Source organism: Citrobacter telavivensis, assembly GCF_041807075.1.
Lineage (GTDB): Bacteria > Pseudomonadota > Gammaproteobacteria > Enterobacterales > Enterobacteriaceae > Citrobacter_A > Citrobacter_A telavivensis.
The window spans coordinates 220622-243858 of the sequence record NZ_JBGUBF010000005.1; the positions used below are offsets into that span (position 1 = coordinate 220622).

Annotated in this window: 26 protein-coding genes and 1 pseudogene; 13 read left to right on the forward strand and 14 right to left on the reverse strand. The window is 53.6% G+C overall.

The features are described from left to right. Positions 1–59: 59 nt before the first annotated feature. Complete coding sequence (mgrA, locus tag ACERJC_RS19720; RefSeq protein ID WP_373672309.1) at positions 60–1058, reverse strand: L-glyceraldehyde 3-phosphate reductase; 999 nt, start codon at positions 1056–1058, stop codon at positions 60–62. A 181-nt stretch (positions 1059–1239) separates the two neighbouring features. Here mgrA and ACERJC_RS19725 point away from each other — a divergent pair, with 181 nt between their 5' ends. Next, positions 1240–2895, forward strand: coding sequence for an alpha-keto acid decarboxylase family protein (locus ACERJC_RS19725; protein ID WP_373672310.1), 1656 nt, complete (start codon positions 1240–1242; stop codon positions 2893–2895). Here the strand turns inward: ACERJC_RS19725 and ACERJC_RS19730 are convergent, their stop codons facing one another. Next, positions 2896–4131, reverse strand: coding sequence for an ion channel protein (locus tag ACERJC_RS19730; protein WP_373672311.1), 1236 nt, complete (start codon positions 4129–4131; stop codon positions 2896–2898). A gap of 204 nt (positions 4132–4335) precedes the next feature. Between ACERJC_RS19730 and glk the strand changes: the two genes are divergently transcribed. The 3 genes from glk (at position 4336) to ACERJC_RS19745 (ending at position 6427) form a co-directional block, all read left to right on the forward strand. Then, positions 4336–5301, forward strand: coding sequence for a glucokinase (glk, locus tag ACERJC_RS19735; protein ID WP_152403129.1), 966 nt, complete (start codon positions 4336–4338; stop codon positions 5299–5301). Positions 5302–5371: 70 nt separating this feature from the next. Continuing rightward, entirely contained in the window at positions 5372–5749 is a 378-nt protein-coding gene (locus ACERJC_RS19740) for a RidA family protein (protein WP_286631287.1), read from the forward strand. Positions 5750–5887: 138 nt separating this feature from the next. Then, the gene (locus ACERJC_RS19745) at positions 5888–6427 is read left to right on the forward strand and encodes a DUF2058 domain-containing protein (RefSeq protein ID WP_152403144.1); all 540 of its coding nucleotides are present in this window, start codon (positions 5888–5890) and stop codon (positions 6425–6427) included. A 7-nt stretch (positions 6428–6434) separates the two neighbouring features. Here the strand turns inward: ACERJC_RS19745 and ACERJC_RS19750 are convergent, their stop codons facing one another. Then, positions 6435–7133 (reverse strand): RluA family pseudouridine synthase, encoded by a 699-nt coding sequence (locus ACERJC_RS19750; protein ID WP_373672312.1) that lies wholly within the window; start codon positions 7131–7133, stop codon positions 6435–6437. A 189-nt stretch (positions 7134–7322) separates the two neighbouring features. Between ACERJC_RS19750 and ACERJC_RS19755 the strand changes: the two genes are divergently transcribed. Continuing rightward, the gene (locus ACERJC_RS19755; RefSeq protein WP_152403149.1) at positions 7323–7805 is read left to right on the forward strand and encodes a cold-shock protein; all 483 of its coding nucleotides are present in this window, start codon (positions 7323–7325) and stop codon (positions 7803–7805) included. Between the two features lie 36 nt (positions 7806–7841). On the opposite strand, the gene ACERJC_RS19760 is transcribed toward ACERJC_RS19755, so the two are convergent. Both ACERJC_RS19760 and ACERJC_RS19765 read right to left on the reverse strand, forming a co-directional pair. Continuing rightward, the gene (locus tag ACERJC_RS19760; protein WP_373672313.1) at positions 7842–8576 is read right to left on the reverse strand and encodes a LytR/AlgR family response regulator transcription factor; all 735 of its coding nucleotides are present in this window, start codon (positions 8574–8576) and stop codon (positions 7842–7844) included. Positions 8577–8590: 14 nt separating this feature from the next. Continuing rightward, positions 8591–10288: a LytS/YhcK type 5TM receptor domain-containing protein gene (locus ACERJC_RS19765; RefSeq protein ID WP_373672314.1), complete on the reverse strand. Its 1698-nt coding sequence runs from the start codon at positions 10286–10288 to the stop codon at positions 8591–8593. A gap of 388 nt (positions 10289–10676) precedes the next feature. Here ACERJC_RS19765 and alaC point away from each other — a divergent pair, with 388 nt between their 5' ends. Further along, positions 10677–11915, forward strand: coding sequence for an alanine transaminase (alaC, locus tag ACERJC_RS19770; RefSeq protein WP_152403156.1), 1239 nt, complete (start codon positions 10677–10679; stop codon positions 11913–11915). Between the two features lie 66 nt (positions 11916–11981). On the opposite strand, the gene ypdK is transcribed toward alaC, so the two are convergent. Together ypdK and lpxP are read right to left on the reverse strand one after the other, a co-directional pair. Continuing rightward, positions 11982–12053: a membrane protein YpdK gene (gene ypdK, locus ACERJC_RS19775; protein WP_172907307.1), complete on the reverse strand. Its 72-nt coding sequence runs from the start codon at positions 12051–12053 to the stop codon at positions 11982–11984. A 370-nt stretch (positions 12054–12423) separates the two neighbouring features. Next, on the reverse strand, positions 12424–13344 hold the full coding sequence (gene lpxP, locus ACERJC_RS19780; protein WP_152403158.1) for a kdo(2)-lipid IV(A) palmitoleoyltransferase: 921 nt from the start codon (positions 13342–13344) through the stop codon (positions 12424–12426). A 422-nt stretch (positions 13345–13766) separates the two neighbouring features. Here lpxP and ACERJC_RS19785 point away from each other — a divergent pair, with 422 nt between their 5' ends. Then, complete coding sequence (locus ACERJC_RS19785) at positions 13767–14009, forward strand: DUF2545 family protein (protein ID WP_152403160.1); 243 nt, start codon at positions 13767–13769, stop codon at positions 14007–14009. 150 nt (positions 14010–14159) lie between these two features. On the opposite strand, the gene ACERJC_RS19790 is transcribed toward ACERJC_RS19785, so the two are convergent. The 4 genes and pseudogenes from ACERJC_RS19790 to ACERJC_RS19805 form a co-directional block, all read right to left on the reverse strand. Then, entirely contained in the window at positions 14160–15341 is a 1182-nt protein-coding gene (locus ACERJC_RS19790) for a cyanate transporter (protein ID WP_152403162.1), read from the reverse strand. Continuing rightward, the gene (locus ACERJC_RS19795) at positions 15338–15796 is read right to left on the reverse strand and encodes a nucleoside deaminase (protein ID WP_373672315.1); all 459 of its coding nucleotides are present in this window, start codon (positions 15794–15796) and stop codon (positions 15338–15340) included. The genes ACERJC_RS19790 and ACERJC_RS19795 overlap by 4 nt, the downstream gene beginning before the upstream one ends. 61 nt (positions 15797–15857) lie before the next feature. Beyond that, positions 15858–16328 carry a cyanase gene (cynS, locus tag ACERJC_RS19800; RefSeq protein ID WP_046483436.1) on the reverse strand — a complete coding sequence of 157 codons (471 nt, stop codon included), beginning with the start codon at positions 16326–16328 and terminating at the stop codon, positions 15858–15860. A 32-nt stretch (positions 16329–16360) separates the two neighbouring features. Next, positions 16361–17019: pseudogene (locus ACERJC_RS19805) on the reverse strand (carbonic anhydrase). Positions 17020–17129: 110 nt separating this feature from the next. On the opposite strand from ACERJC_RS19805, the gene cynR reads away from it, so the two are divergent. The 4 genes from cynR to ACERJC_RS19825 all read left to right on the forward strand — a co-directional run bounded on the left by cynR (position 17130) and on the right by ACERJC_RS19825 (position 20436). Further along, positions 17130–18023, forward strand: coding sequence for a transcriptional regulator CynR (gene cynR / locus ACERJC_RS19810; RefSeq protein WP_373672316.1), 894 nt, complete (start codon positions 17130–17132; stop codon positions 18021–18023). Between the two features lie 106 nt (positions 18024–18129). Continuing rightward, positions 18130–18897 (forward strand): basic amino acid ABC transporter substrate-binding protein, encoded by a 768-nt coding sequence (locus ACERJC_RS19815; protein WP_373672317.1) that lies wholly within the window; start codon positions 18130–18132, stop codon positions 18895–18897. 65 nt (positions 18898–18962) lie between these two features. Continuing rightward, positions 18963–19727 carry an amino acid ABC transporter permease gene (locus tag ACERJC_RS19820; protein ID WP_042317723.1) on the forward strand — a complete coding sequence of 255 codons (765 nt, stop codon included), beginning with the start codon at positions 18963–18965 and terminating at the stop codon, positions 19725–19727. Beyond that, complete coding sequence (locus ACERJC_RS19825; RefSeq protein ID WP_178823065.1) at positions 19714–20436, forward strand: amino acid ABC transporter ATP-binding protein; 723 nt, start codon at positions 19714–19716, stop codon at positions 20434–20436. The genes ACERJC_RS19820 and ACERJC_RS19825 overlap by 14 nt, the downstream gene beginning before the upstream one ends. A 50-nt stretch (positions 20437–20486) precedes the next feature. On the opposite strand, the gene ACERJC_RS19830 is transcribed toward ACERJC_RS19825, so the two are convergent. Next, the gene (locus ACERJC_RS19830; protein WP_152403172.1) at positions 20487–20819 is read right to left on the reverse strand and encodes a YegP family protein; all 333 of its coding nucleotides are present in this window, start codon (positions 20817–20819) and stop codon (positions 20487–20489) included. Between the two features lie 126 nt (positions 20820–20945). On the opposite strand from ACERJC_RS19830, the gene ACERJC_RS19835 reads away from it, so the two are divergent. Next, complete coding sequence (locus ACERJC_RS19835; protein ID WP_373672318.1) at positions 20946–21419, forward strand: methyltransferase family protein; 474 nt, start codon at positions 20946–20948, stop codon at positions 21417–21419. 15 nt (positions 21420–21434) lie between these two features. On the opposite strand, the gene ACERJC_RS19840 is transcribed toward ACERJC_RS19835, so the two are convergent. Then, on the reverse strand, positions 21435–22022 hold the full coding sequence (locus tag ACERJC_RS19840) for a dienelactone hydrolase family protein (RefSeq protein ID WP_373672319.1): 588 nt from the start codon (positions 22020–22022) through the stop codon (positions 21435–21437). Between the two features lie 7 nt (positions 22023–22029). Beyond that, positions 22030–22281: a zinc ribbon domain-containing protein gene (locus ACERJC_RS19845; protein ID WP_152403178.1), complete on the reverse strand. Its 252-nt coding sequence runs from the start codon at positions 22279–22281 to the stop codon at positions 22030–22032. Between the two features lie 290 nt (positions 22282–22571). Here ACERJC_RS19845 and ACERJC_RS19850 point away from each other — a divergent pair, with 290 nt between their 5' ends. Next, positions 22572–23183, forward strand: a complete 612-nt coding sequence (locus ACERJC_RS19850) for a DUF1062 domain-containing protein (RefSeq protein WP_373672320.1) — start codon at positions 22572–22574, stop codon at positions 23181–23183. The last annotated feature ends 54 nt before the right edge of the window (positions 23184–23237 follow it).

Here is a 23237-nt window from a genome sequence, read left to right on the forward strand (position 1 = left end):
CCATTTCATCGCCTTAACTCTTAAATCATGAATGAGAGCACGAATTGCTAAAAATGCAGTTAACGCGTGCTGTTCAGAATGTTGTCGATATCGGCGCACTCCTGGTCGGTGAAATGACGATTGGCCAGCATGCCGACCGCATCTTCAATCTGCGTGGTTTTACTGGCGCCAATCAGCACCGAGGTGACGTTATCGTTACGCAGTACCCACGCGAGCGCCATCTGCGACAGTTTTTGCCCGCGTTTTTCGGCCAGCGTATTGAGCTGGCGTACGGTTTCCAGTTTCCCGGCGGTGAGCTGATCCGGATTCAGAAAACGGCTTCCGCTCGCGGCTCTGGAGTCAGCCGGGATCCCATTCAGGTAGCGATCGGTGAGTTGTCCTCCTGCCAGCGGTGAAAACGCGATACTTCCCACCCCTTTTTCCTGCAACATCTCCAGCAGTTCGTCCTCTACCCAGCGTTCAAACATCGAATATTTAGGCTGATGAATCAGACACGGTGTGCCCAAATCATTGAGGATATCGATAGCTTCGCGGGCGCGGTCGGCAGGGTAATTGGAGAGCCCCACATACAGCGCTTTTCCCTGGCGCACGATGTGGTCCAGTGCTTTCATCGTCTCCCGCAGGGGCGTTTCAGGGTCGGGACGGTGGTGGTAGAAAATATCCACATATTCGAGCCCCATTCGCTTCAGACTTTGGTCAAGGCTGGCAATCAGATATTTGCGGGATCCCCAGTCGCCGTAAGGACCTTCCCACATGGTATAACCCGCTTTGGTGGAGATTATCAGCTCATCGCGCCACGGCAAAAAATCTTCCTGAAGGAGACGACCAAAGTTACGTTCCGCTGAACCCGGCGGGGGGCCGTAGTTATTTGCGAGGTCGAAGTGGGTGATCCCCAGATCAAACGCGCGCTGAAGCAGGGCCCGGCTGTTTTCCACCTGGGTGGTATCGCCGAAGTTATGCCACAGACCAAGCGAGATAGCGGGTAGCTTCAGACCGCTCTGACCGCAGCGGCGAAATGCCATCCTCTGATAGCGATTTTCATCAGGCTGGTAAACCATTTTCTTCCCTCGCAGTGAATTCAGCTCTCAAGTGTATACGTTTACACTCATCATTTTTCAATGACATTTTCACCCCGGCCACTGTAAATTCTGCTTTCCACCCTCATCGCCGCCGCTTTCTGGACAGCCCCGACGCTTCTTCAATACTCAACATGAGGTTACCGTCAGAAGGAAAGCTGTCATGCAAACCCCTTATACCGTTGCGGATTACCTGCTCGACAGAATTGCCGGGTGCGGCATCGGGCATCTGTTTGGCGTACCGGGCGATTACAATTTGCAGTTTCTTGACCATGTGATCGATCATCCGCACGTGCGCTGGGTCGGGTGCGCAAACGAGCTTAATGCCGCCTATGCGGCGGACGGTTACGCGCGGGTCGCTGGAGCAGGCGCGTTGCTGACCACGTTCGGCGTGGGTGAACTCAGTGCGATGAATGGCCTGGCGGGCAGCTATGCGGAATATGTCCCCGTTTTGCATATTGTTGGCGCCCCGTGTAGCGGCGCGCAGCGTCGGGGCGAACTGATGCACCACACGCTGGGCGACGGCGATTTCCAGCACTTCTACCGTATGAGCCAGTCCCTCTGTGCTGCCAGTGCGCTGCTGGATGAGCAAAACGCCTGTTACGAGATTGACCGCGTCCTGTGCGCGATGTTGACCGCCCATCGCCCGGGTTACCTGATGCTGCCTGCTGATGTAGCAAAACGCCCCGCATTGCCTCCCTCGGCGGAGCTGGCTCTCTCTGGGCCGGAATGGCAGGAGAACGTGGTGACGGCATTTCGCTACCATGCACGACAAATGCTGATCAACAGTCCACGCGTTGCGCTGCTGGCAGATTTTCTCGCCCACCGCTTTGGTCTACAACCGGTCCTGCAACGCTGGATGGTTGAGACGCCCATGGCCCACGCCACGCTGTTGATGGGGAAGGGGCTTTTCGACGAACAGCAACCGGGGTTTGTCGGCACTTACAGCGCGGGGGCCAGCAGTGACGATGTCCGCCAGGCGATAGAACAGGCGGATACCACGATTTGTGTGGGAACCCGATTCGTCGATACGCTGACTGCCGGTTTTACCCAGCAACTGGCGCTGGAACGTACCATTGAGGTTCAGCCGCAGGCATCGCGGGTGGGAGGAACCTGGTTCAGTGGTCTGTCTATGGAACAGGCGGTCACCACGTTGCGTGAGCTGTGTCTGGAGCTCTCTTTTGCGCCGCCGCCCGCTAAATCTGCGGCCGTGCAGCCGCACATCGAAAGAGGGGCGCTGACCCAGGAGAACTTCTGGCATACCGTGCAGCAGGCGCTGGCACCTGGCGATCTAATCCTCGCCGATCAGGGAACGGCGGCGTTTGGGGCCGCGTCTTTGTCGCTGCCTACGGGGGCGGAACTGATAGTACAACCGCTCTGGGGTTCGATAGGCTACTCGCTGCCCGCAGCGTTTGGCGCACAAACGGCGGCACCTGGACGTCGGGTTATTCTGATAACCGGCGACGGCGCAGCGCAACTGACGATCCAGGAAATAGGCTCCATGCTGCGTGACGGGCACACGCCGGTGATCCTGGTGCTCAATAACGACGGGTATACCGTTGAGCGAGCGATCCACGGGGAGAAACAGCGGTACAACGATATTGCTTCCTGGAACTGGACGCAGATCCCACGGGCATTCAGCCTTGCGGATCAGGCTGAATGCTGGCGGGTGACTCAGGCCATCCAACTCGAGGAGGTACTGGCCCGGCTGGAGCATCCACAGCGGCTCTCGCTAATTGAAGTTGTGCTACCGAAAGCCGACTTACCCACGCTGCTACGCAAGGTCACCCAGGCGCTGGAATCGCGTAACAGCGGATGACTATTTATCTTCCCGGTTGGCGACCATCATCGGCTTGCCCGCCAGTAACAGCCAGGCCGGAAGCATGACAATACACAGTAGCGGCAGCAGGGTGGTGTCCGGCACCACCACTGCGGCCATAAACAGGCTGAGCCAGCCGTCACGGGTGACGACCAGCACGAGTCCCAGAATCGCGCAGGAGACGGTAATGGCCGCCGGAACGGCTTCAACGTGGGCATGCAACATCAGCCCTAACGCTACGCCAATAAATACCGCCGGGAAGATTCGCCCTCCGCGAAAACCGCTGGCCGCCGCAATGACCAGCGCGGCGAGTTTAATCACCGCTAACATGAAGAAATCCGTTGTGCCGAGCGTCTGGCTGAACGCCATTTGCTGCATTTCATCCAGACCTTTAAACAACGTTAGCGGTCCTCCCACCACGCCGAGTATCCCTAAAAGGAAGCCGCCGACGCCAAGGAGCACCACCGGGTTTTTCAGGCGATGCAGTAAAGCGTGCAACCGGGGTAAGCACCAGACCGCCACCATCCCCGCCGCAATAGCAATCGCCGCCACCACGGCTCCGGAGAAAATGTCCACAATGCGCATCTGGGTGTAGTGGGCGATAGGGAGCGAGAAATGCGGATGAAAGAACAGGCTGGTGGTCAGCGAACCTGCCGCCGCCGCCATTAACGGCGCAAAGAGCCGATCCCATAAAGGGGTGTCATTAGAGCCGCTCAGGGTTTGCGAGAAAATCAATGCGGCGGCGACCGGTGTGCCAAACAGGGCGCCGATGGTGCCAGCAGAGGCCAGAATGGTCCAGTCGAGTGCGCCAATCCGCGGGAATAGCCGACGACCCAGGGCAACGGCTAACGCGATGTTAACAGCCATAATCGGATGCTCGGGACCGAGGCTGACCCCACCCGCCAGACCCAACACCAGCGCGATGATCAAGCCTGGCAACGCGGCAGGAGAAATCGGCGCACCGATCAGCGGTTCGGTGGCCGGATCCGGGCCGGCATGTCCGGTGCTGTAGCGAATCACCAGACCAACCATAACCCCGGTTAGCGTCAGGATGAGCAGGATCCAGACGGAAGAATCGGCAGCGATCCCCAGACTGCCCGGCAGACGTTGCCAGAGTATGCTCTGCAAGAGGGACGCAAACTTCATGACCACAATCAGGACTAAACTGGATGCGCCCCCCAGGATCAACGCGGGAAGCGACAATAACAACATGGTTCTGGCTCGCGGATGGAGCATGTTTTTTTCCTTAATGCCGTGTCTTGCGCTCAGTTTGCCGCGTCAGCCGGATGGCATCGCTGCAAATGGTGCTGAAACGATAAAGTTATTGTGTGACCTGGATCGATATTTTCAGGGGACTCGCTTTTCTGACATTGTTGTTATGCCCCCGTATATTTACAGTGTGGCAACGACTTATTTTGACTTTAGCGGAGCAGTAGAAGAATGACAAAGTATGCTTTAGTAGGTGATGTCGGCGGCACCAACGCCCGTCTTGCTCTGTGTGATATCGACAGCGGTGAGATCTCGCAGGCCAAAACCTATTCCGGTCTGGACTATCCCAGCCTGGAAGCTGTCGTGCGAGTTTACCTCGATGAGCACAAGGTTAACGTGAACGCTGGCTGTATCGCGATTGCCTGCCCGATTACGGGGGACTGGGTCGCGATGACCAACCATACCTGGGCATTTTCTATTGCGGAGATGAAAAAGAATCTTGGTTTTAGCCATCTGGAAATCATTAATGATTTCACCGCGGTGTCGATGGCGATCCCGATGCTGAAAAAAGAGCATCTGATCCAGTTTGGCGGCGCGGAACCGGTGGAGGGTAAACCTATTGCGGTTTATGGTGCGGGCACCGGTCTGGGAGTATCGCATCTGGTCCATGTCGATAAGCGTTGGGTCAGCCTGCCGGGCGAGGGCGGTCACGTAGATTTCGCGCCGAACAGTGAAGAAGAGGCGATCATCCTGGAAGTCCTGCGTGCCGAGATTGGTCACGTTTCTGCGGAACGCGTACTGTCTGGTCCAGGGCTGGTGAACTTGTACCGCGCCATCGTCAAATCCGACGGACGTCTGCCGGAAAATTTGCAGCCAAAAGATATTACCGAACGCGCCCTGGCCGACAGTTGCACTGACTGTCGCCGCGCGCTGTCGCTGTTTTGTGTGATCATGGGACGTTTCGGCGGCGATCTGGCGCTAACGCTAGGCACCTTTGGCGGCGTCTACATCGCCGGTGGCATCGTGCCGCGTTTCCTGGAATTCTTCAAAGCGTCGGGCTTCCGTGGTGGTTTTGAAGATAAAGGGCGCTTTAAGGCCTACGTGCAGGATATTCCGGTGTATCTGATCGTTCACGATAATCCTGGCCTGCTTGGCTCTGGCGCGCATTTGCGCCAGACGTTAGGCCAGATCCTGTAAGCCACGTTAAACAGACAAACCGCGTACCTCACGCGGTTTTTTTCACCCATTTGATTAAGGAACCGACAGAATGAAAACGGTAGAACGCAAAAACTACCCTGAATTAGGTGATGTTAACGCGCCTTACGTTCATGCGGTGAAATACAATGGGACGCTCTATATTTCGGGGCTGACCGCCTTTGGCACGCCGGCTCAGCGCGGTGGTATCGCAGAACAGGCGGAAGAGATATTTGCTCAGATAAAGAAAGTGACCGCCGCAGAAGGCATCGATTTTTCCGCGCTGATAAAAGTGACTATTTTCATTACCTCATTTGATGAAATTAACACGTTGCGTGAGGTCCTTTACCGGCACTACGGTGAATATCTGCCTGCCAGTTCCCTCGTTGAAGTCAGCCGTCTTTTTTCACCCGATCTCAGAATCGAAATTGAGACAGTGTTCGCACTCTGATTCAGGATTTATGGCTGAACAGCATTCGTAGTCTTGGTCCGATCATGACGATACCGGTGAAACGTGTCTGCCAACTGGTATCGCCTCAAATATTGCAGGTATAATTCCACCTATCATTCACCAGACTCAGAAGCAAAGATGACGAAACTTACCTTACAAGAGCAGATGCTCAAAGCGGGTTTAGTAACCAGCAAAAAGATGGCGAAAGTCCAGAGAACGGCTAAAAAATCACGCGTGCAGGCTCGCGAGGCAAGAGAGGCGGTCGAAGAAAATAAAAAGGCGCAGCTTGAGCGTGACAAACAGCTCAGCGAGCAGCAAAAACAGGCGACGCTGGCGAAAGAGTTTAAAGCCCAGGTGAAGCAACTGATTGAAATGAACCGGATCACTGTCGCAAAAGGCGACATTGGCTTTAACTTCACCGATAACAATCTCATCAAAAAAATCGAAGTGGATAAGCTAACCCAGGCGCAGTTGATCAATGGACGTCTGGCCATTGCGCGTCTGGCTACCGATAACAGCGACGAGAGCGAATACGCGATTATCCCGGCCAGCGTCGCCGATAAAATTGCGCAGCGCGATGCAAACAGCATCGTATTACACAGCGCGCTGAGTCAGGAAGAGCAGGATGAAGACGATCCGTATGCTGATTTTAAAGTGCCTGATGATTTGATGTGGTAAGACGCATTCAGAACGGCGCGGGGTGATGAGCATTGATGTGCTCCCCGCTGATGGGGTGAACAAAGCGCAGTTCGCTGGCGTGAAGCATCAGACGCGAAGCCTGTTCTGTACCGGGCAGCAGGCGGCCGCCATACAGGTCGCAGCCCAGAATGGGGTGCCCCACTCTCTGGCAGTGAATGCGTAGCTGATGCGTGCGTCCGGTCTCCGGCGTGAGTTGGACCCGCGTCAACGGCATCATGGTCCCATCGGCCAGTTGCCAGACAACGCGCTCAACGACCTGATAGCGAGACCGCGCGGGTTTGCCCTTGAGCGGGCAAATCGTCATCCGCGGGAACAGGGCTGGATCTTTGGCAATCGGTGCGTCGATCGTCCCCTCGTCAGCGTCCAGATGTCCGCAGAGCAGTGCGCTGTAAACTTTACTGACGGTGCGCTGGCTGAACTGGTGGCAGAGTGCGGCATTGATCGCCTTATTACGCGCCACCACCATCAGTCCGGACGTACCGAAATCCAGGCGGTGAACCAGCGTGCAGCCAGGAAATTGCTGAACCAGCCGATAGTGTACCGAATCGAGATTTTGCGGATGCTTTCCTGAAAGACTGAGCAGCCCGGCGGGTTTGTTGATCAACACCAGGTGATCGTCCTGATAGAGCGTCTCTATCTCGTCGTCGCACGGTGGGGCAATAAAGGTATCAATAATCGTAGACATCAGGCTGCCCGGCGGGAAAGTGGGTGCGGATGATAACCTATTTTCTGCTGACCGGCGAATGACGGCGACTTCACTTTCCCTCGCATCCCTGAAATTTATCATCCAGACTTAACCCAAAGACGTGGTCTGCGCAGGCATTGTGCTTTACACTGCGCGCTGCAAAAAATTGAGTAGATTAACCAGACGGTAATGGCGATGAACGGAACAATCACAACGTGGTTTAAAGATAAAGGTTTTGGATTTATCAAAGATGAGAACGGCGATAACCGCTATTTTCATGTGATTAAGGTTGCCAACCCTGAGCTGATTAAGAAAGATGCGGCGGTAACCTTTGAGCCAACGACCAATAACAAAGGTCTTTCCGCGTATGCGGTGAAGGTCGTGCCGGACAGCAAATATATCTATATCGCGGGCGAGCGGCTAAAGCTCACCTCGATTAAGTCATTCGTGGTGTTCAGCGAAGAAGTCCCGGCCGATACGCCGATTGATAAAGAAAATGCGGTGCTCTCTGTTGGACTGCTGATGAGTAGCATCAGACCGAAAACCGCGGAAAAAGCGGGTGAAATGCGCACGGTGAAAAAACTGGCGATCACCACCTTCCAGGGCACGACGCTGATCTTCTCGGAAGATGAGATTGATATCGAGTCCACGGTCAAAATGCTCAAAGTCTGATTTCTGCGCTGCCTGTCGACAGCACAGCGCAGTCCACTATAAATGCATTAGCTGGCGGAACTCTTTTACCTTGCTGCGGCTTACGGGAATCTCAAATTCCAGATCCTTGAGCCGCAGAATATAAGTATTGTTAAACCACGGCTCAATCTCGCGGATCTTGTTCAGGTTGACGCAGAACGAGCGGTGGCAGCGGAAAAAATGCGAGGGTGGCAGTTTGTTGCAGAACTCGGTGATATTGATGGGCATCACGTACGACTCCCGCCGCGTATAGACAAACGTCATTTTCTCATGTGCTTCGGCGTAATAAATATCGTTGATCGGCGTGACGATAATCCGCTCATCTTTGATCAGGTTGATGGTGTCGTTTTCACGCGTAACCGGCCCAACCGCTGCGGCGCCGGACTGTTGCTGTTGCCAGGCTGCCTCCAGCTTTTGCAGCATCCCGACGATCCGTGATTCCTGATACGGCTTGAGAATATAGTCAAACGCTTCCAGCTCAAACGCTTCAACCGCGTGTTCTTTCCACGCGGTAATAAACACAATAAACGGCTTATGGGCGAACTGACTGATATTTTGCGCCAGCAAAACGCCGTCCAGAGACGGAATATTGATATCGAGAAAAATGGCGTCGACGCGGTGATGCTGCAAAAACTTCAGCACATCCAGACCGTCGTCAAACGTGCCGACAATCTCCATCTGGCTGTGTTCTTTAATCAGCCAACTGAGTTCCTGTTGGGCAAGGAATTCATCTTCAACGATGATGACTTTCACAGTGTTACTCCGGCTTAAAGCAATAACGTGACGGGCGTCGCGGTCGCCGTGCGCTGGTTTGGCACATAAAAGGCGATTTCGGTACCTGGCTCCAGGCGGCGAATATGCAGGCCTTCACCGTATAACAGCTTAACGCGATGATGGACATTAAGCAGACCAATTTTATTGCCCGGCATTTCGTTGGATTCCACACGCTCAATCACTTTTGGATCGATACCGTGGCCGGTGTCTCTTACGGCAATGCGCACCCGGTTACCACACTCGGCGACGCTAATCGTCACCACGCCTTTCCCTTTACAGGGCTGAATGCCATGGACAATGGCGTTCTCGACTAACGGTTGTATCAGCAGGCTGGGGATGGAGCAGTTGACCTCTTCATCAATATCATAAATCACGGTCAGCTTGTCACCAAAACGGGCCTGTTCAATGGCAATGTAATCCTTGATTTGGTACAGCTCTTTTTTGATGTCGATTTGCTCGTCATCCTTTAACTCAATGTTATAGCGCAGGTAACGCGACAAATTAAAAATGAGCTGACGGGCCGTGTCCGGATTAAGCCGAATCGATGACGAAATCGCGTTCAGGGCGTTAAACAGGAAATGAGGATTAATTTTACTTTGCAGCGCGCGTAGCTCTGCCTTATTTGCCATCTCCCGCAATTGCTCGGTGCGGGACACCTCGAGCTGGGTCGAGATAATTTGCGACAGACCTATTGCCATCTCCTGCAATGACGAGGTGATCTGATGGGCGTGGCAGTAATAAATTTTCAGCGTGCCGGTCACGACGCCTTTTTCCCATAATGGAATGACCAACATGGAGTGAATTTCTGGCGTGCGGTGTGCTTCATCATTGTTTTTAATAATGATTTCACCGTGATTGATCGCCTGCTGGGTGGTCGGGCTGACGAAGTCATCGTGGTTGCGGTAGTTGGCTTCTCCGACACCGACGTAGGCCAGCACGTGCTGGGTATTGGTAATTGCCACCGCATCGGCGTGGATATCGTGACGAATAATTTCGCAGATCTGGCGCAGCGATTCGCTGTTGACCTGGCGAAACAAGGGCAGGGTTTTATTGGCGATATCCAGTGCCAGCTTGGCCTGCCGCGCGGCGCTCGCTTCCTTCTCACCCTCAACGCTCTGTACCAGCAGCACGATAAACCCGATACAGACGCTGCCGAGGATCATCGGAATACCAATTTTCGAGACGATATCCAGCCCCAGTTCGGTGGTTGGCGCCCAGAGGACAACCAGGATCATCGTCAGCGTTTCACAAAGCATGCCGCCTAAAATCCCGGCGCGCCAGTGTTGGGCTTTGGGGATCTTACGGTTAATCCAGCCGGCAAGACACCCCGCCAGAATACTGGTGATAAAGCAGGGGATCGCCGTCACGCCGCCAATGTCAATCAGATAGCGGTGCGTCCCGGCAATCACCCCCGTAATAATGCCTACCCACGGACCAAACAGGATCCCGCCTGACATCACGGCAATAATACGCACGTTCACCAGTGAACCTTCTACCGGCACGCCGGACCAGGTACTGAACAACGCGAACATCGAAAAAATGGCGGTGACGGCGAGCAGTTCTTTTGGCGTATGGGCAGACTTATGCAGCAGCTCGCGAAACAGGCGGATGCGGATGAGAAAGAACAGACAGAATAGCATCAGCGCAGCCCGGTCAAAGACGGCCAGCAGCATGGTAAATATTTCGTGCACGGGGGGACTCTTGCCAAAGGGTTAAAGGACTATGATAGGTAACCGCAGGGCGGATGACCAGCCTGCTGAGATCGGGTGGCTAATGAGGAAAAACCTCAATTTTAAAAGGGGATTGATGAATGATTGGTGTATTTACAATACATCTCATAAAACGCGGGCTTTCATGGTTACTACCATAACAACAGAGTGTTATAAAAACGTAACATTTAACGGCAACGAAAACGAATCACTTCCTCTTTTAAAATTGATGTTCCTCTTTTGAGAAACAAAAAAATATTTTCCTTTCCCTCTCGACAGAGGGATTTTAATCAGGCTATTTTCTAAACATGCCACCATCGTGGCAGCGTCGCTCGGACGGTCCGGGCGCTAACGTGAATCTGAGGAAATTATGGCTGACTCTCGCCCTGAACGTCGCTTTACGCGTATTGATCGTCTCCCCCCCTACGTTTTTAACATCACGGCTGAACTGAAGATGGCTGCGCGTCGGCGCGGCGAAGATATTATCGACTTCAGCATGGGGAACCCGGACGGCCCAACGCCGCCTCACATCGTCGAAAAACTGTGTACCGTGGCGCAGCGTCCCGATACGCACGGTTATTCCACTTCTCGCGGTATCCCACGCCTGCGTCGGGCCATCTCCCGCTGGTATCAGGAACGCTATGAAGTTGATATCGATCCGGAATCTGAAGCGATCGTCACCATTGGTTCAAAAGAGGGGCTGGCGCACCTGATGCTGGCGACGCTCGATCATGGCGATACGGTGCTGGTGCCGAACCCCAGCTATCCCATCCATATCTACGGCGCGGTGATTGCCGGCGCTCAGGTGCGTTCTGTTCCGCTGGTGGAAGGTATCGATTTCTTCAACGAACTGGAACGCGCGATTCGCGAAAGTTATCCGAAACCGAAAATGATGATCCTCGGTTTCCCGTCTAACCCGACGGCGCAGTGCGTTGAGTTAGAATTTTTTGAGAAAGTGGTCGCGCTGGCGAAGCGTTACGATGTGCTGGTGGTGCACGATTTGGCTTACGCCGACATCGTTTACGATGGCTGGAAAGCGCCGTCCATCATGCAGGTGCCAGGGGCGCGCGACGTGGCGGTGGAGTTTTTCACGCTGTCGAAAAGTTACAACATGGCCGGCTGGCGCATTGGCTTTATGGTTGGCAACAAAACGCTGGTCAATGCCCTGGCGCGGATTAAGAGCTATCACGACTACGGTACGTTTACCCCGCTGCAGGTTGCTGCCATTGCGGCGCTGGAAGGCGATCAGCAGTGCGTGCGTGATATCGCCGAGCAGTATAAGCGTCGCCGTGACGTGCTGGTGAAAGGGCTGCATGAGGCCGGGTGGATGGTCGAAATGCCGAAGGCCTCGATGTACGTGTGGGCGAAGATCCCGGAACAGTATGCCGGGATGGGGTCGCTGGACTTCGCGAAAAAACTACTGAACGACGCTAAAGTGTGCGTGTCGCCCGGAATTGGCTTTGGTGATTACGGTGATACCCATGTGCGTTTCGCGCTGATTGAGAACCGCGATCGTATCCGTCAGGCGATCAGAGGGATTAAATCGATGTTCCGCGCCGATGGCTTGCTGCCTGCCGGAACGAAGTCGGCCTCTGAAACCCTCGAGTAAAACGTTCTGTCCATCCAAACGCAAACAGGAGCCATCGGCTCCTGTTTTTTTGCTGCATTGTTGTCTTTAGATCATCAGAGCAAACGTACCGGCCCAAATGATGACCATAAAAGAAATGCCCATAAAGAAATATTTCACTTTCATCTCTCCGCGTAATGACTGATACGCCTGAATGAATTTTATCTCATCTGATTATAGAGAGCTGATACCGGTAAAAACGAAACCCGGAATGTTCCCCGTTTCGTCTGCGGTATCACCTCAGAATTCTGTGCGTTGATTGCTCCAGACGGCGCTAATGTACGCCTAAAAAAGGGGCAAGACAATAGACATTTTCTTATTTACTTTTAGTAACTTACAACTGTCGGGATTCGGCGACAGTATAATTGCAGAGGGTAATAAATCACCATTGAGCGACGCGATTTATAGCGCAAAAAACGAGGATGAAAACCATAGCGTAATCAAGGTTGTTGGTGGGTGGCAGACAATAAAAAAGGCCTTGCGGCCTTCTTTAAATGTAGAGTGAGGCTTCACCCAATGGACGGGTTTTAAAGCGGCGGTGGATCCAGAGATATTGCTCAGGGGCGCGCATGATCTCTTTTTCGATAATCTTGTTCATATAGGCGGCTGCCAGGTTTTCATCTGCCGGGTAGCCCTTCATCTCAGGGGAGATATACAGACGGTAGCCGGCGTTACCCGCTTTTCTGACCATCGTCACGGTGAGCATGGCCGAACCTGACAAGCGCGACAGCACATAGGTACCATTAGTGGTCGCCACGTCTTTAACGGCGAAGAACGGGGCGAATGAACTGCCTTTCGGGCCGTAATCCTGGTCCGGTGCAAACCAGACGGCTTCACCTTTCTTCAGGGCGCCGACGATGCCGCGCAGATTGTTTCTGCCGATCATGGCTTTATTCGAACGCATCCGTCCGCGGGTCTGTACCCACTCCATCAGCGGATTGTTGTGCGGACGATAGGTCGCCATCATCGGTTGGCAAAGACCCATCACCCGGCCACCGAGTTCCAGTGACATAAAGTGAACGCCAACAACCATCACGCCGCGATTTTGCGCTTGTGCGCGTTGCAGGTTGTCCAGTCCCTCAACATCAAACCATTTACGCACGCGACGGTCCGGCCAGAACCAGGCCATGCCGGTTTCTAGCAGCGCCATACCAAGAGAACGGAAATTCTCTTCGATCATCTTTTCTCTCTGTTCCTGAGAATAAGACGGGAAGCAGAGCTCAAGGTTTTTACGGGCGATGGATTCGCGACGTTTCAGAAAAGGGCGTGCCAGTGACCCCGTCCGGGTGCCGAGAAAGCACAAAACAGGGTAGGGAAGTTGCACCAATAACCAAAGCACACCGAGACCAAACCAGGTGAGCCAGTAACGCGGATGCAGAAACGCGCGGGAAAATTTGCATGTGGGGAACATAAATACCTTCTATTGATACCCATTTTTGTATCGCAGAAGACGTATTCTCCAACGCGGTACACTCAATGTCTTAGGCCATCATGTACGACAATGGTTCCTGCAAAGAGTGTAAAACTGCGTCAGGATAAAACCACGAGGGGCATGAATGCTGGACGTATAATGTACCATCCGGGGATTAATGTAAGCCACAAATAATTAATCAAGAAGCGTAAATATTTGCATTGCGTATAAAAAATAATGACGTTGTTTTTAATGGGTTGTTTTTAATAAGGTTAGAAAAGCACAATGCGGAATATTCGTATAATTACAATTGTTATAAATGGGTTATGAGATTTGCCGGAGGGGCCGCTTTAGCTTATGATTGAAAATATAAGGAGAGTAAGTATTTACGTTTTGAGTTCACGCAAAAAGGAGGTACAGCGATGATCTTTTTTTTAGCCTTTCTGCTCGTGAGTATGCTGGGCGTCAGCGGCTATATCGCGCAGGTTTTAGGTTGGGTATCAGCCATTAGCGCGTTTGTCGGCATGGTCATTCTGGCGGTGCTGATATACTACACCACGATGTGGTTGACTGCGGGTGATGAAATGGTCACAGGATTGTTTCTTTTTCTTTCACCTGCCTGCGGCCTGATCATTCGTTTTATGGTGGGGTACGGTAAGCGTTAATTGGCCCGGCAATAAAGCATTAATAGTGATGATTGCCATTTTTTATATCGGGTGATCACGTCGTATGAGAAAGTGCCAGTTAACTGGCACTTTCGTTGTCAGGATCAACAAAACTGACCCGGTTAATTCCCTTCTTACTCCCTTCGCGCCTTAATCGGCGACTGACCACTCCTGCGGATAGCGTGCGGGCACGAAACGCAGCGTGAGCGCCATCAACCCGGCCACACAGAGGGCGTGGAACGTCCAGTCAAGCCAGTAATTGCCGCTCAGGCTACGCAAGATACCGGAGAACCAGGGAGAGAGGCCGGCGATAATAAAGCCAATTCCCTGCATAAAAGCGACTAATTTGCCAGATATTACCGGATGCTGGGCATGGTCGAGCGCCAGCACGAGGCATAAAGGAAATGCGCCGCCAAGGCCGATACCACAAACCACGGCCCAGAGGATTGGCAGTTGCGCAGGCCAGAGAATAAAACCGCAAAAGCCAAGCATCTGTAGGGCCAGCGTGAAGAGCAGCAGTTTACGGCGATCCTGATGACGCGCGAGCATCGGTAATACCAGCGCCCCCGCCGTCTGACCGACGGTCATCAGAGCCAGCAGCGTGCCGCTGAACTGCGCGCTTTCGCCCAACTGAATATAGTACGGTGGCAGCCAGGCGATCAGGCTGCCGTAACCACCATTGATCACGCCAAAATAGAGTCCCAGCGTCCAGGCGCGGGGGTTGAGTACAACGCGCACGGCAGCACTTTTCGGGTGAGATGAAGGCATCTCTGTTGAGCGACGTTGCGCCAGCCAGCCGACCAGGGCAACCAGCGCGGGCAGGGCCCACCATGCCAGCGAGCGGTGCCAGAGTTCACTGTGCTGTGCTATCCACGGCGTCATCGCCGCACCGAGTCCCCCTCCACCCATCAGTGCAGCTGACCAGAGCCCCATGACCTGCGGCATGCGACGGTGAAAAAGACGCTTAATCACCGTTGGCATTACGACCTGAACGATCCCAATACCGATGCCGCCCAGTAGAGCGCTGCTGAGCAGCACAACGCTGTGCGGCGCCAGCTCGCGAAGCAACGCGCCAGCCATAATCATCAACAAACTTAAGGCGACGCTGAGACGCTCGCTGATATGGCGATTGATCCACCCACCGGCCAGCGCCAGCGCGCCCATGGCGATCATTGGTAATGCCGTGAGCAGCGACGCCACGGCAAAGCTCATACCGCTGGCGGCACGCAGTTGCGGCAGAAGCGGGCCGACAGAGGTCAGCAGCGGACGCATATTCAGGCCAATCAGTACCAGAACCAGCAGGACCAGGCCAACGCGCGGGGTTTTGTTCATGACTGTTTTTCAGCGAAGCGTTGGTAAACCGCCAGCCCATTGGGCTGTGGAAGATGATGAACAGGCAGGGTTTGTTGAGTGAGGGGCTGCTGTAATTGCTGATAAATTGCCGCAGTGGAGAGACGGAATGTTTCGCCATCGCCATTGCTGTTGGCGAACCAGACTTCTTTTATGCCGGTGAGATACATGGCGCTAAGGCACATCGGGCACGGCTGGCCGCTGGCGTAAACCACGCATTCACGAAGCGCCGCGCTGCCTGAATGGGCCGCAATCGCCCGAATGGCGTTGAGCTCAGCATGCCCGGTGGGATCATCATCCAAGTGCAGGGTGTTGACGGCTTCGGCGATCGCTTCGCCGTTGCGGACGATGACCGCGCCAAACGGGCGTCCACCCTGTTCAACGTTGCGGGCAGCCAGGGCCAGCGCCTGTTGCAGATAGTTATCATGTGCAGACATGCTTTACTCCTGTGAGCAGAGAAAAGAAGAACGATACGCCTGCGCGTACCGTTCTGATGGATTAGAAAGGCTTCGTCGGTAAATATTTACCATCCAGGGTAATCACGGCGCGCTCGCCGCCTTCCGGGTCTGCCACTTTTTTTACATCCAGCTTGAAATTAATGGCGCTAATAATGCCGTCGCCAAATTTTTCGTGAACCAGCGCTTTCAGCGTGGTGCCGTAAACCTGCAACATCTCATAGAAACGGTACATCGTCGGGTCTGTCGGTACGCGATCGTCAATACTGCCGCGCAGTGGAATGGTTTGTAACAACAGTACCGCATCGTTGTCGAGGGCCAGTTTCTCGCCAACGAGACGCGCAGCATCGGCCGGGAGGGCGTGTTGACCGAGCAGTGCGGCAGTGACAAACGCTTCTGATAAACCGGTGCCGTCCGCAAGTTGGGCAAACGTGAGATCTTTTCTGGCTTTGCTCAGCAGGATCTGATCGGCCAGGGCCAGGCGAATATCACGGTTAATTTGCGACTGAATCATAATGGAACCTCTTTGATAGATTAATAAATAGCTCAGGCTGCGGATGACTGGCGATAAGGCATCGCGCAGGTGTTCGGGTTTTCTGCCAGTGAGACGAACCGTCCGCTGGCGCCGTCATACGCAGCAATCTCTGCGCTTTCGATGTCGTAAACCCAGCCGTGGAGCGCAACGCGCCCCTCTTCAAGCGCGAGACGCACTGAGGGATGGGTCTGAATGTTGGCGAGTTGCGCGATAACGTTTTCACGCACCATCGAGGCCGTTTTCTCGGCTAAAGAGGCGTGCTCGCGCGACTCGTTGACCACGCGAGCGGAGTCCGCATAGCGCAACCAGTGATCGACGGCGGGCATGTGGTCCAGGCAGTGACATCCGGCTATCGCGGTCATCGCCCGCAGTCGGAGTGCCCACAGATAACAATGTCGGTGACACGAAGCGCAGAGACGGCGTATTCCACTGAGGCGGTCACCCCGCCGGGTTCCGGTCCATATGACGGCACAATATTGCCGGCGTTGCGGATCACGAACAGATCGCCTGGCTCGCGCTGCGTGACCAGTTCGGGGACCAGACGGCTGTCCGAACAGGAGATGAATAACGCACGGGGGTTTTGTTGGGTGGCAAGGCGTCTGAATAATTCCGCGCGTTCAGGAAATACATTGCGCTGAAATTTCAGGAAACCATCAATAATCTCTTTCACGAATAATCCTCTGTCTCGCTATGCGATGAACACAGGCTACGCGCTTCGTATCATAAGATAAAAGACTCATTTATAATGGAGTCTATTGGAAAAACTTATAGGTAAAGGCGATGCTGGATCGACACACCCACTATTTTCTTGCCGTGGCGGAGCATCACGGATTCACCCGTGCAGCGGCGGCGCTGCACGTTTCGCAACCGGCGCTTTCGCAGCAAATCAGACAGCTGGAGGAGATGTTGGGCGTGCAGTTGTTCGATCGCAGCGGGCGTACGACCCGGTTGACCGACGCGGGAGAGGTCTATCTGCGCTATGCGCGCAGCGCGCTACAGGCGCTGGAAGAGGGCAAACGCGCCATTCATGATGTGGAGGATCTGAGCCGGGGTTCCCTGCGCGTTGCGGTTACGCCGACCTTTACCGCCTGGTTTATCGGCCCGTTACTGGCTGAATTCTATACCCGCTATCCCAATATAACCTTACAGCTACAGGAAATATCGCAGGACAGAATCGAAGAGCGGCTGGTCAATGATGAACTGGATGTCGGTATTGCCTTCGACGAGGTTCACTCTCCGGATATTGACGCGCAGCCGTTGCTGACCGAAAACCTGGCTCTGGTCGTGGCGAATCACCATCCGCTGGCGGCGCAAACGTCGGTAGATTTGAGAGTGCTCAATGACGAAAAGTTGATTTTATTGAGCGCAGAGTTTGCTACCCGGGAACAGATTGACCGTTACTGCCGTCAGGCAGGACTGCGACCGCAGATTCTCATGGAGGTCAACTCCATCAGCGCGGTGCTGGAACTGGTGCGGCGCACCGGATTATCCACGCTGCTGCCGGCGCCCATCGCCGCACAGAGTCACTCTCTACAGGCAATTTCACTGACCCCACAACTCCTCGAACGTACGGCCGTATTAATGCAGCGAAAAGGTGCCTGGCGAACCGCTGCCGCCAGGGCGTTTGTCGCGATGGCGCAGGAAGGCGCGAAGGCAGTATCAACGGCGAGCTAAGCGGGGATCCGGCAAGGCAAACTGCGGATCAGATAGTGATTGCATAAGGAAATCAGTTTGGGTATTTTTATGCAGTAAATGTGCATAAAAATAACAGGAGAAGGGAATGTTCAGTCAGTGGATAAAAGCAGGATGTTTGATGATGGCGTTGACCGGGGCCGCTTTCGCAGCACAAGAAACTTACGTGGTCGGCGCGGGTGGCACCTATCGCCCGTTTGAGTTTGAAAACAGCCAGAAACAGCTGGAAGGCTTTGATATCGATATTATTGAAGCCATCGCGAAAGCGGAAAATTTTGATGTCAAACTGGTCAACACGCCGTGGGAAGGTATCTTCGCGACGCTGGGTTCCGGGGATCGCGACATCATTATCTCGGGGATCACCATCACGGATAAACGTAAGCAGATGGTGGATTTTTCTCTTCCTTATTTCCCGGCGGAGCAGTCAATTGTCGTTCCGGCTGATTCAAAAGTGAGTTCTCTGGACTCGCTGAAAACGGAAAAGGTTGGCGTCGTTAACTCCAGCACCGGCGACATTGTGGTTTCTGGCGTTCTGGGGAAAAACAGCACCGCGATCAAACGGTTCGACAATACGCCGTTAATGTTGCAGGAACTGTTTGAGGATGGCGTCAGCGCGGCGGTCGGCGATGTTGGCGTGGTGAAATACTACATCAAGCAGCATCCGGAAAAACAGTTCAAGCTTGTCCCGGATGCCAAGTTCGAGCGCCAGTATTTTGGTATTGCGGTCGCCAAAGGGAATACCGAATTACAGCAGAAAATTAACGCGGGATTGAAAAAAATCATCGCTGATGGCACCTACGATAAAATTTATAAAACCTGGTTTGACAGCGAAGTCCCGACGCTTCCGTCAGAGTAATTTGCGGTATTAATTTTTTTTAGGCTGGCACGCTGTCTGTGCCAGCTTTTTTGCAGGGGAAAACCATGACGGGATTTCGTTGGGAAATCATCCAGGAGTATGCGCCATTGTTTATGGAAGGCGCATGGATGACCATAAAATGCACCATCATCTGTGTCTGTCTTGGCACACTCTGGGGGCTGACGCTGGGGCTGGGCCGCATGGCAAAAGCCGAGCACGGCTTCTGGAAATACGCGCTCCGCTATTGTGTTCAGTATCCCGTTCGGTTCTACGTCAGCGCCTTTCGCGGAACGCCGCTGTTTGTTCAGATCATGGTCGTCCATTTTGCGCTGGTGCCGCTGTTCATCAATCCCCGGGATGGGATGCTGGTTACCAGTGGACTGATGAGCGCCGATGTTGCCCGCGAATTGCGCTCGGGCTACGGTGCCTTCTTATCCTGTATTGTGGCCATTACGCTGAATGCCGGGGCCTATGTTTCCGAGATCTTCCGTGCGGGGATCCAGTCGATTGACCCCGGTCAGATGGAAGCGTCGCGGGCGCTGGGAATGCCGTGGTGGAAAACCATGCGCAAGGTTATCCTGCCTCAGGCTTTTCGCCGTATTCTTCCGCCGCTGGGCAATAATGCCATTGCAATTGTCAAAGATTCCTCACTCGCCTCGGCGATCGGGCTTGCCGATCTGGCCTACGCGGCGCGAACGGTTTCAGGAGCTTACGCGACCTACTGGGAACCCTACCTGACTATTTCGCTGGTGTACTGGGTACTCACCTTCCTGCTGGCGCAGCTGGTTAACCGTCTGGAAAAAAGGTTTGGTAAAAGTGATCCACATTAAAAATTTACATAAACACTTTGGTGACAACCACGTTCTGCGCGGTATTGACTGTGATATCAAACCCCAGGAGGTGGTGTGTATCATTGGTCCGTCAGGGTCGGGGAAAAGCACCTTCTTACGCTGCATGAATGCGCTCGAGACGGTCACCGAAGGCGAAGTCGTGGTGAACGGTTTTGCCGTTCACGATCGCAAGACCGATCTCAATAAAATGCGTGAAAGCGTGGGAATGGTATTCCAGCGTTTTAATCTGTTTCCGCACATGACGGTGCTGGACAACCTGATGATGGCGCCGCAAATGCTGTTGGGGATCTCCCGCAGTGAAGCGGTCAGCCGGGCTGAAATGCTGTTGGAAAAGGTCGGGTTAAGCGATAAACGCGATGCCTGGCCTTCGCGCCTGTCGGGGGGGCAGCAGCAACGCGTGGCGATTGCACGCGCGCTGGCAATGAATCCCTCGATCATGCTGTTCGACGAGCCAACCTCGGCGCTGGACCCGGAGTTAGTCGGCGATGTGCTGGAGGTGATGAAGAATCTGGCCAACGAAGGCATGACCATGGCGATCGTCACCCACGAAATGGGGTTTGCCCGTGAAGTGGCCGACCGGGTCATTTTTATCGATCACGGTATTATCCAGGAAGAGGGAACGCCTGAGGTGCTTTTTACGTCGCCAGCAAATCCGCGAACGGCTGAATTCTTAAGTAAGGTTCTCTGATATAAGGTGCCAGATCGGTATTTCCCGATCTGGCCATTTACGTCAAAAAATCAGATCTGCTCTTTTATTGTTTTGCTGCTGCCGTTTGTTTTTACCGACGCGATACCCACGTCACGCGACTGCGTGGAGGCATACATCTGGCTGGTGCCAATGATCTGATGATTGCCTGCTTTTAAATTAAAGAAGAACTTACCGTTCGACGCCGTTTTCGTTTCGTAGCGCTCGTCCAGCGGACTGTTCGACTGAACGGAGGCAATGCCATTTTCTGCCGCCGCTTTCGTGGTATACAGTTCGCTCGTGAGGATCACCTCGCCATTACCTGCTTTCAGTACAAAGCGGAACTGATCGTTTGTACTCTTACTTAATTCAAACCAACCGGCCATAATTATCACCTTTTTGAAAAGAGAGGAATTACCGCACCGTATTGAGCATAGTTTAATAATAATTTATCAGGCAATATTCGAAGGGATCTGAAAAGTCTCAAATAATTGCGGTGCAAAAGGAGGGAAATGAAACACGTCAACGTGCGTCTCGAAAAGCTCAGGAGCCGATTTCCGCCACCGGTCCTTCTGTTAATCTTTGTGGTGGGAGATTGTCTTACCGCAAATCCGCGTTTTACCTTTGGTCTGGCCACCCAGGTTCTGAGCCTGGCGATAGCCGCGGTAAGCCTTGGCGTCATCCTGACAACCGCGTGGCAAATGCATGTGAATCGCACCACGCTCAATCCGCTTCAGGCGGATAAAACGACGACGCTGGTCACGCGCGGATGTTATGCCTGGAGTCGAAACCCCATTTATCTTGGACTGAGCGGAGGGCAACTTGCCGTTGCGCTCTGGATGGGCAGCCTGCCTGGCGTGATTGCCGTACCACTCTTCATGCTGGCGGTGGCACGGTTGCATATCGATTTTGAAGAGTTTCAGTTACATAAGCGCTTTGGCGCAGAGTGGGAGCGCTACGCTAAGCAGGTTCGCCGCTGGCTATAAAGGCCATCGCGCTGACTATCCGCAGATTGCGTCAACAAAGGCGATGGCATCGGCAACGGCATGACGCGCCTGCCACGCAAGGTATCCGGGGCTGTCCGCGTCACAAAAGCCGTGCTGCGCATCGAACATATGACATTGCACCAGGGGCAGTGTTTCCAGCTTCTGTTGTAGTACCGTAGGATCGAATGACGGCTCGTGGCGAGCCATGATCATCAGCGCAGGGCAGTGCGGTAACTCATCGCTGTACTGACGAATGCGAGAGCCATAATGGCAGATAACCCCGTCACACAAGCCGCTTCCCGCGACTCGCCATGCAAGCGTTGCGCCGGTGCTGTAGCCAATGACAATCAGTTTGCGATGTTGCGCGCGGAGTGTGGCAAGCAGCGTTAAGACGGGTTGCGGATCAAAACCCACGTGGTGCGAAAAATAGCGATAAGCCTCGTCCTGTTGCGCGTAGCTGTAGGGAATCTCATGCGGGAAAAGCGCGGGAGTATAGACCTCGAACCCACGCGCTCGCCACATCTCGCTGGTACGCCGGATATGCGCATTGATGCCGTAGATTTCATGCAGAATGACGACGGCATCCGACCGTGGACTGGGCATCTGCAGTTTAGTCGTCTGCTTTGTGAGCCCAGGCGGGCATGGACGTCAGGAAGCGAATCGCGCGCTTACGTGACTCCTCGGGACCGACTTTTTGCCAGGAATCAAGAAACCCCGCCAGGCCAGAAACGGCATCTTCCCAGGGTTTCAGATTGCCTTCGGCATCGCTGCAATACGCACAGTACGTATCGCTCACCCCTTTAGCGTTGGGTATCGATAATGGCATTCCACAGGCGTGGCAATATTGTTCTGTTTCTGACATTGCATCCTCCTTGTTTTATGATCGCCTAATAAATATACGGTTATTTGGCGGGCTGAATCCGATGCCAGATCAAATAACCCTTACGGATGTGTAACAAATATTGATTTGGTTTATGTATTGAGAAAATGAGGGTCTGTTAGTCTTACTGTCTCATCGATGACTCAAGGGATTGTTGTGCTGGAAATCTTTTCTTAACCCACTGAAAAATATCTTCAAATATTTTTCACATAGCAAAATTTATGGTTCGTTCAGAGCGAATCCGTTTTTGTATGGGTTAAAAAAGGGTCAATATGCACGTCACATGGACCGTCAGTCCCGTGGGCTATCAGCGCATCACGAAGCGCTGTCCTGCCTGCAATATCAAACGCGATTTCATCCCTTCCGGGGCTTTCAGAATGAATTCACAAAAGAAGCTGCTGGATGTCTGGAGCATCTATAAGTGTCTTCATTGCGATTACACCTGGAATATCAGCCTGTTCTCGCGACTCCCTGTCAGTCGTATCAACCACGCGCTCTATATGCGGATCGTTGCTAATGACGCAAGCGCAATTCAACTTTTCGCTCACGATCGCCAAATCCTGAAGCGAAATAATGCTGAGCTTTCCGGGATCCCGGACTTTGCGGTTCGCGAGCAGTGGCGGATGACGCTTGCCCGACATCAGCAACTGAAGGTGAGTATCAGGTTAACGATCGCCTTTCAGGTCAGCCTGTTGGCGGTGGTGAAAAAACAGTTGCGACTCAGTACGGGGGAGGTCGCGCGATGGGTTGCCGAAGGTAAGATTCGCGGTATCACGCTGCGCGAGCTCAAAAATCGTAAACGTCATGGAACAGCTTATGATCTCTGGATGAACCCGGACGCGTTTTACGCAACCCGGAAAATGCGCATAGGAGTGAAACGCTAAGCCAGACGACGCCCGGCCTACAAGGCGGGCGTCGAAGGTTGATGAGTGAACACC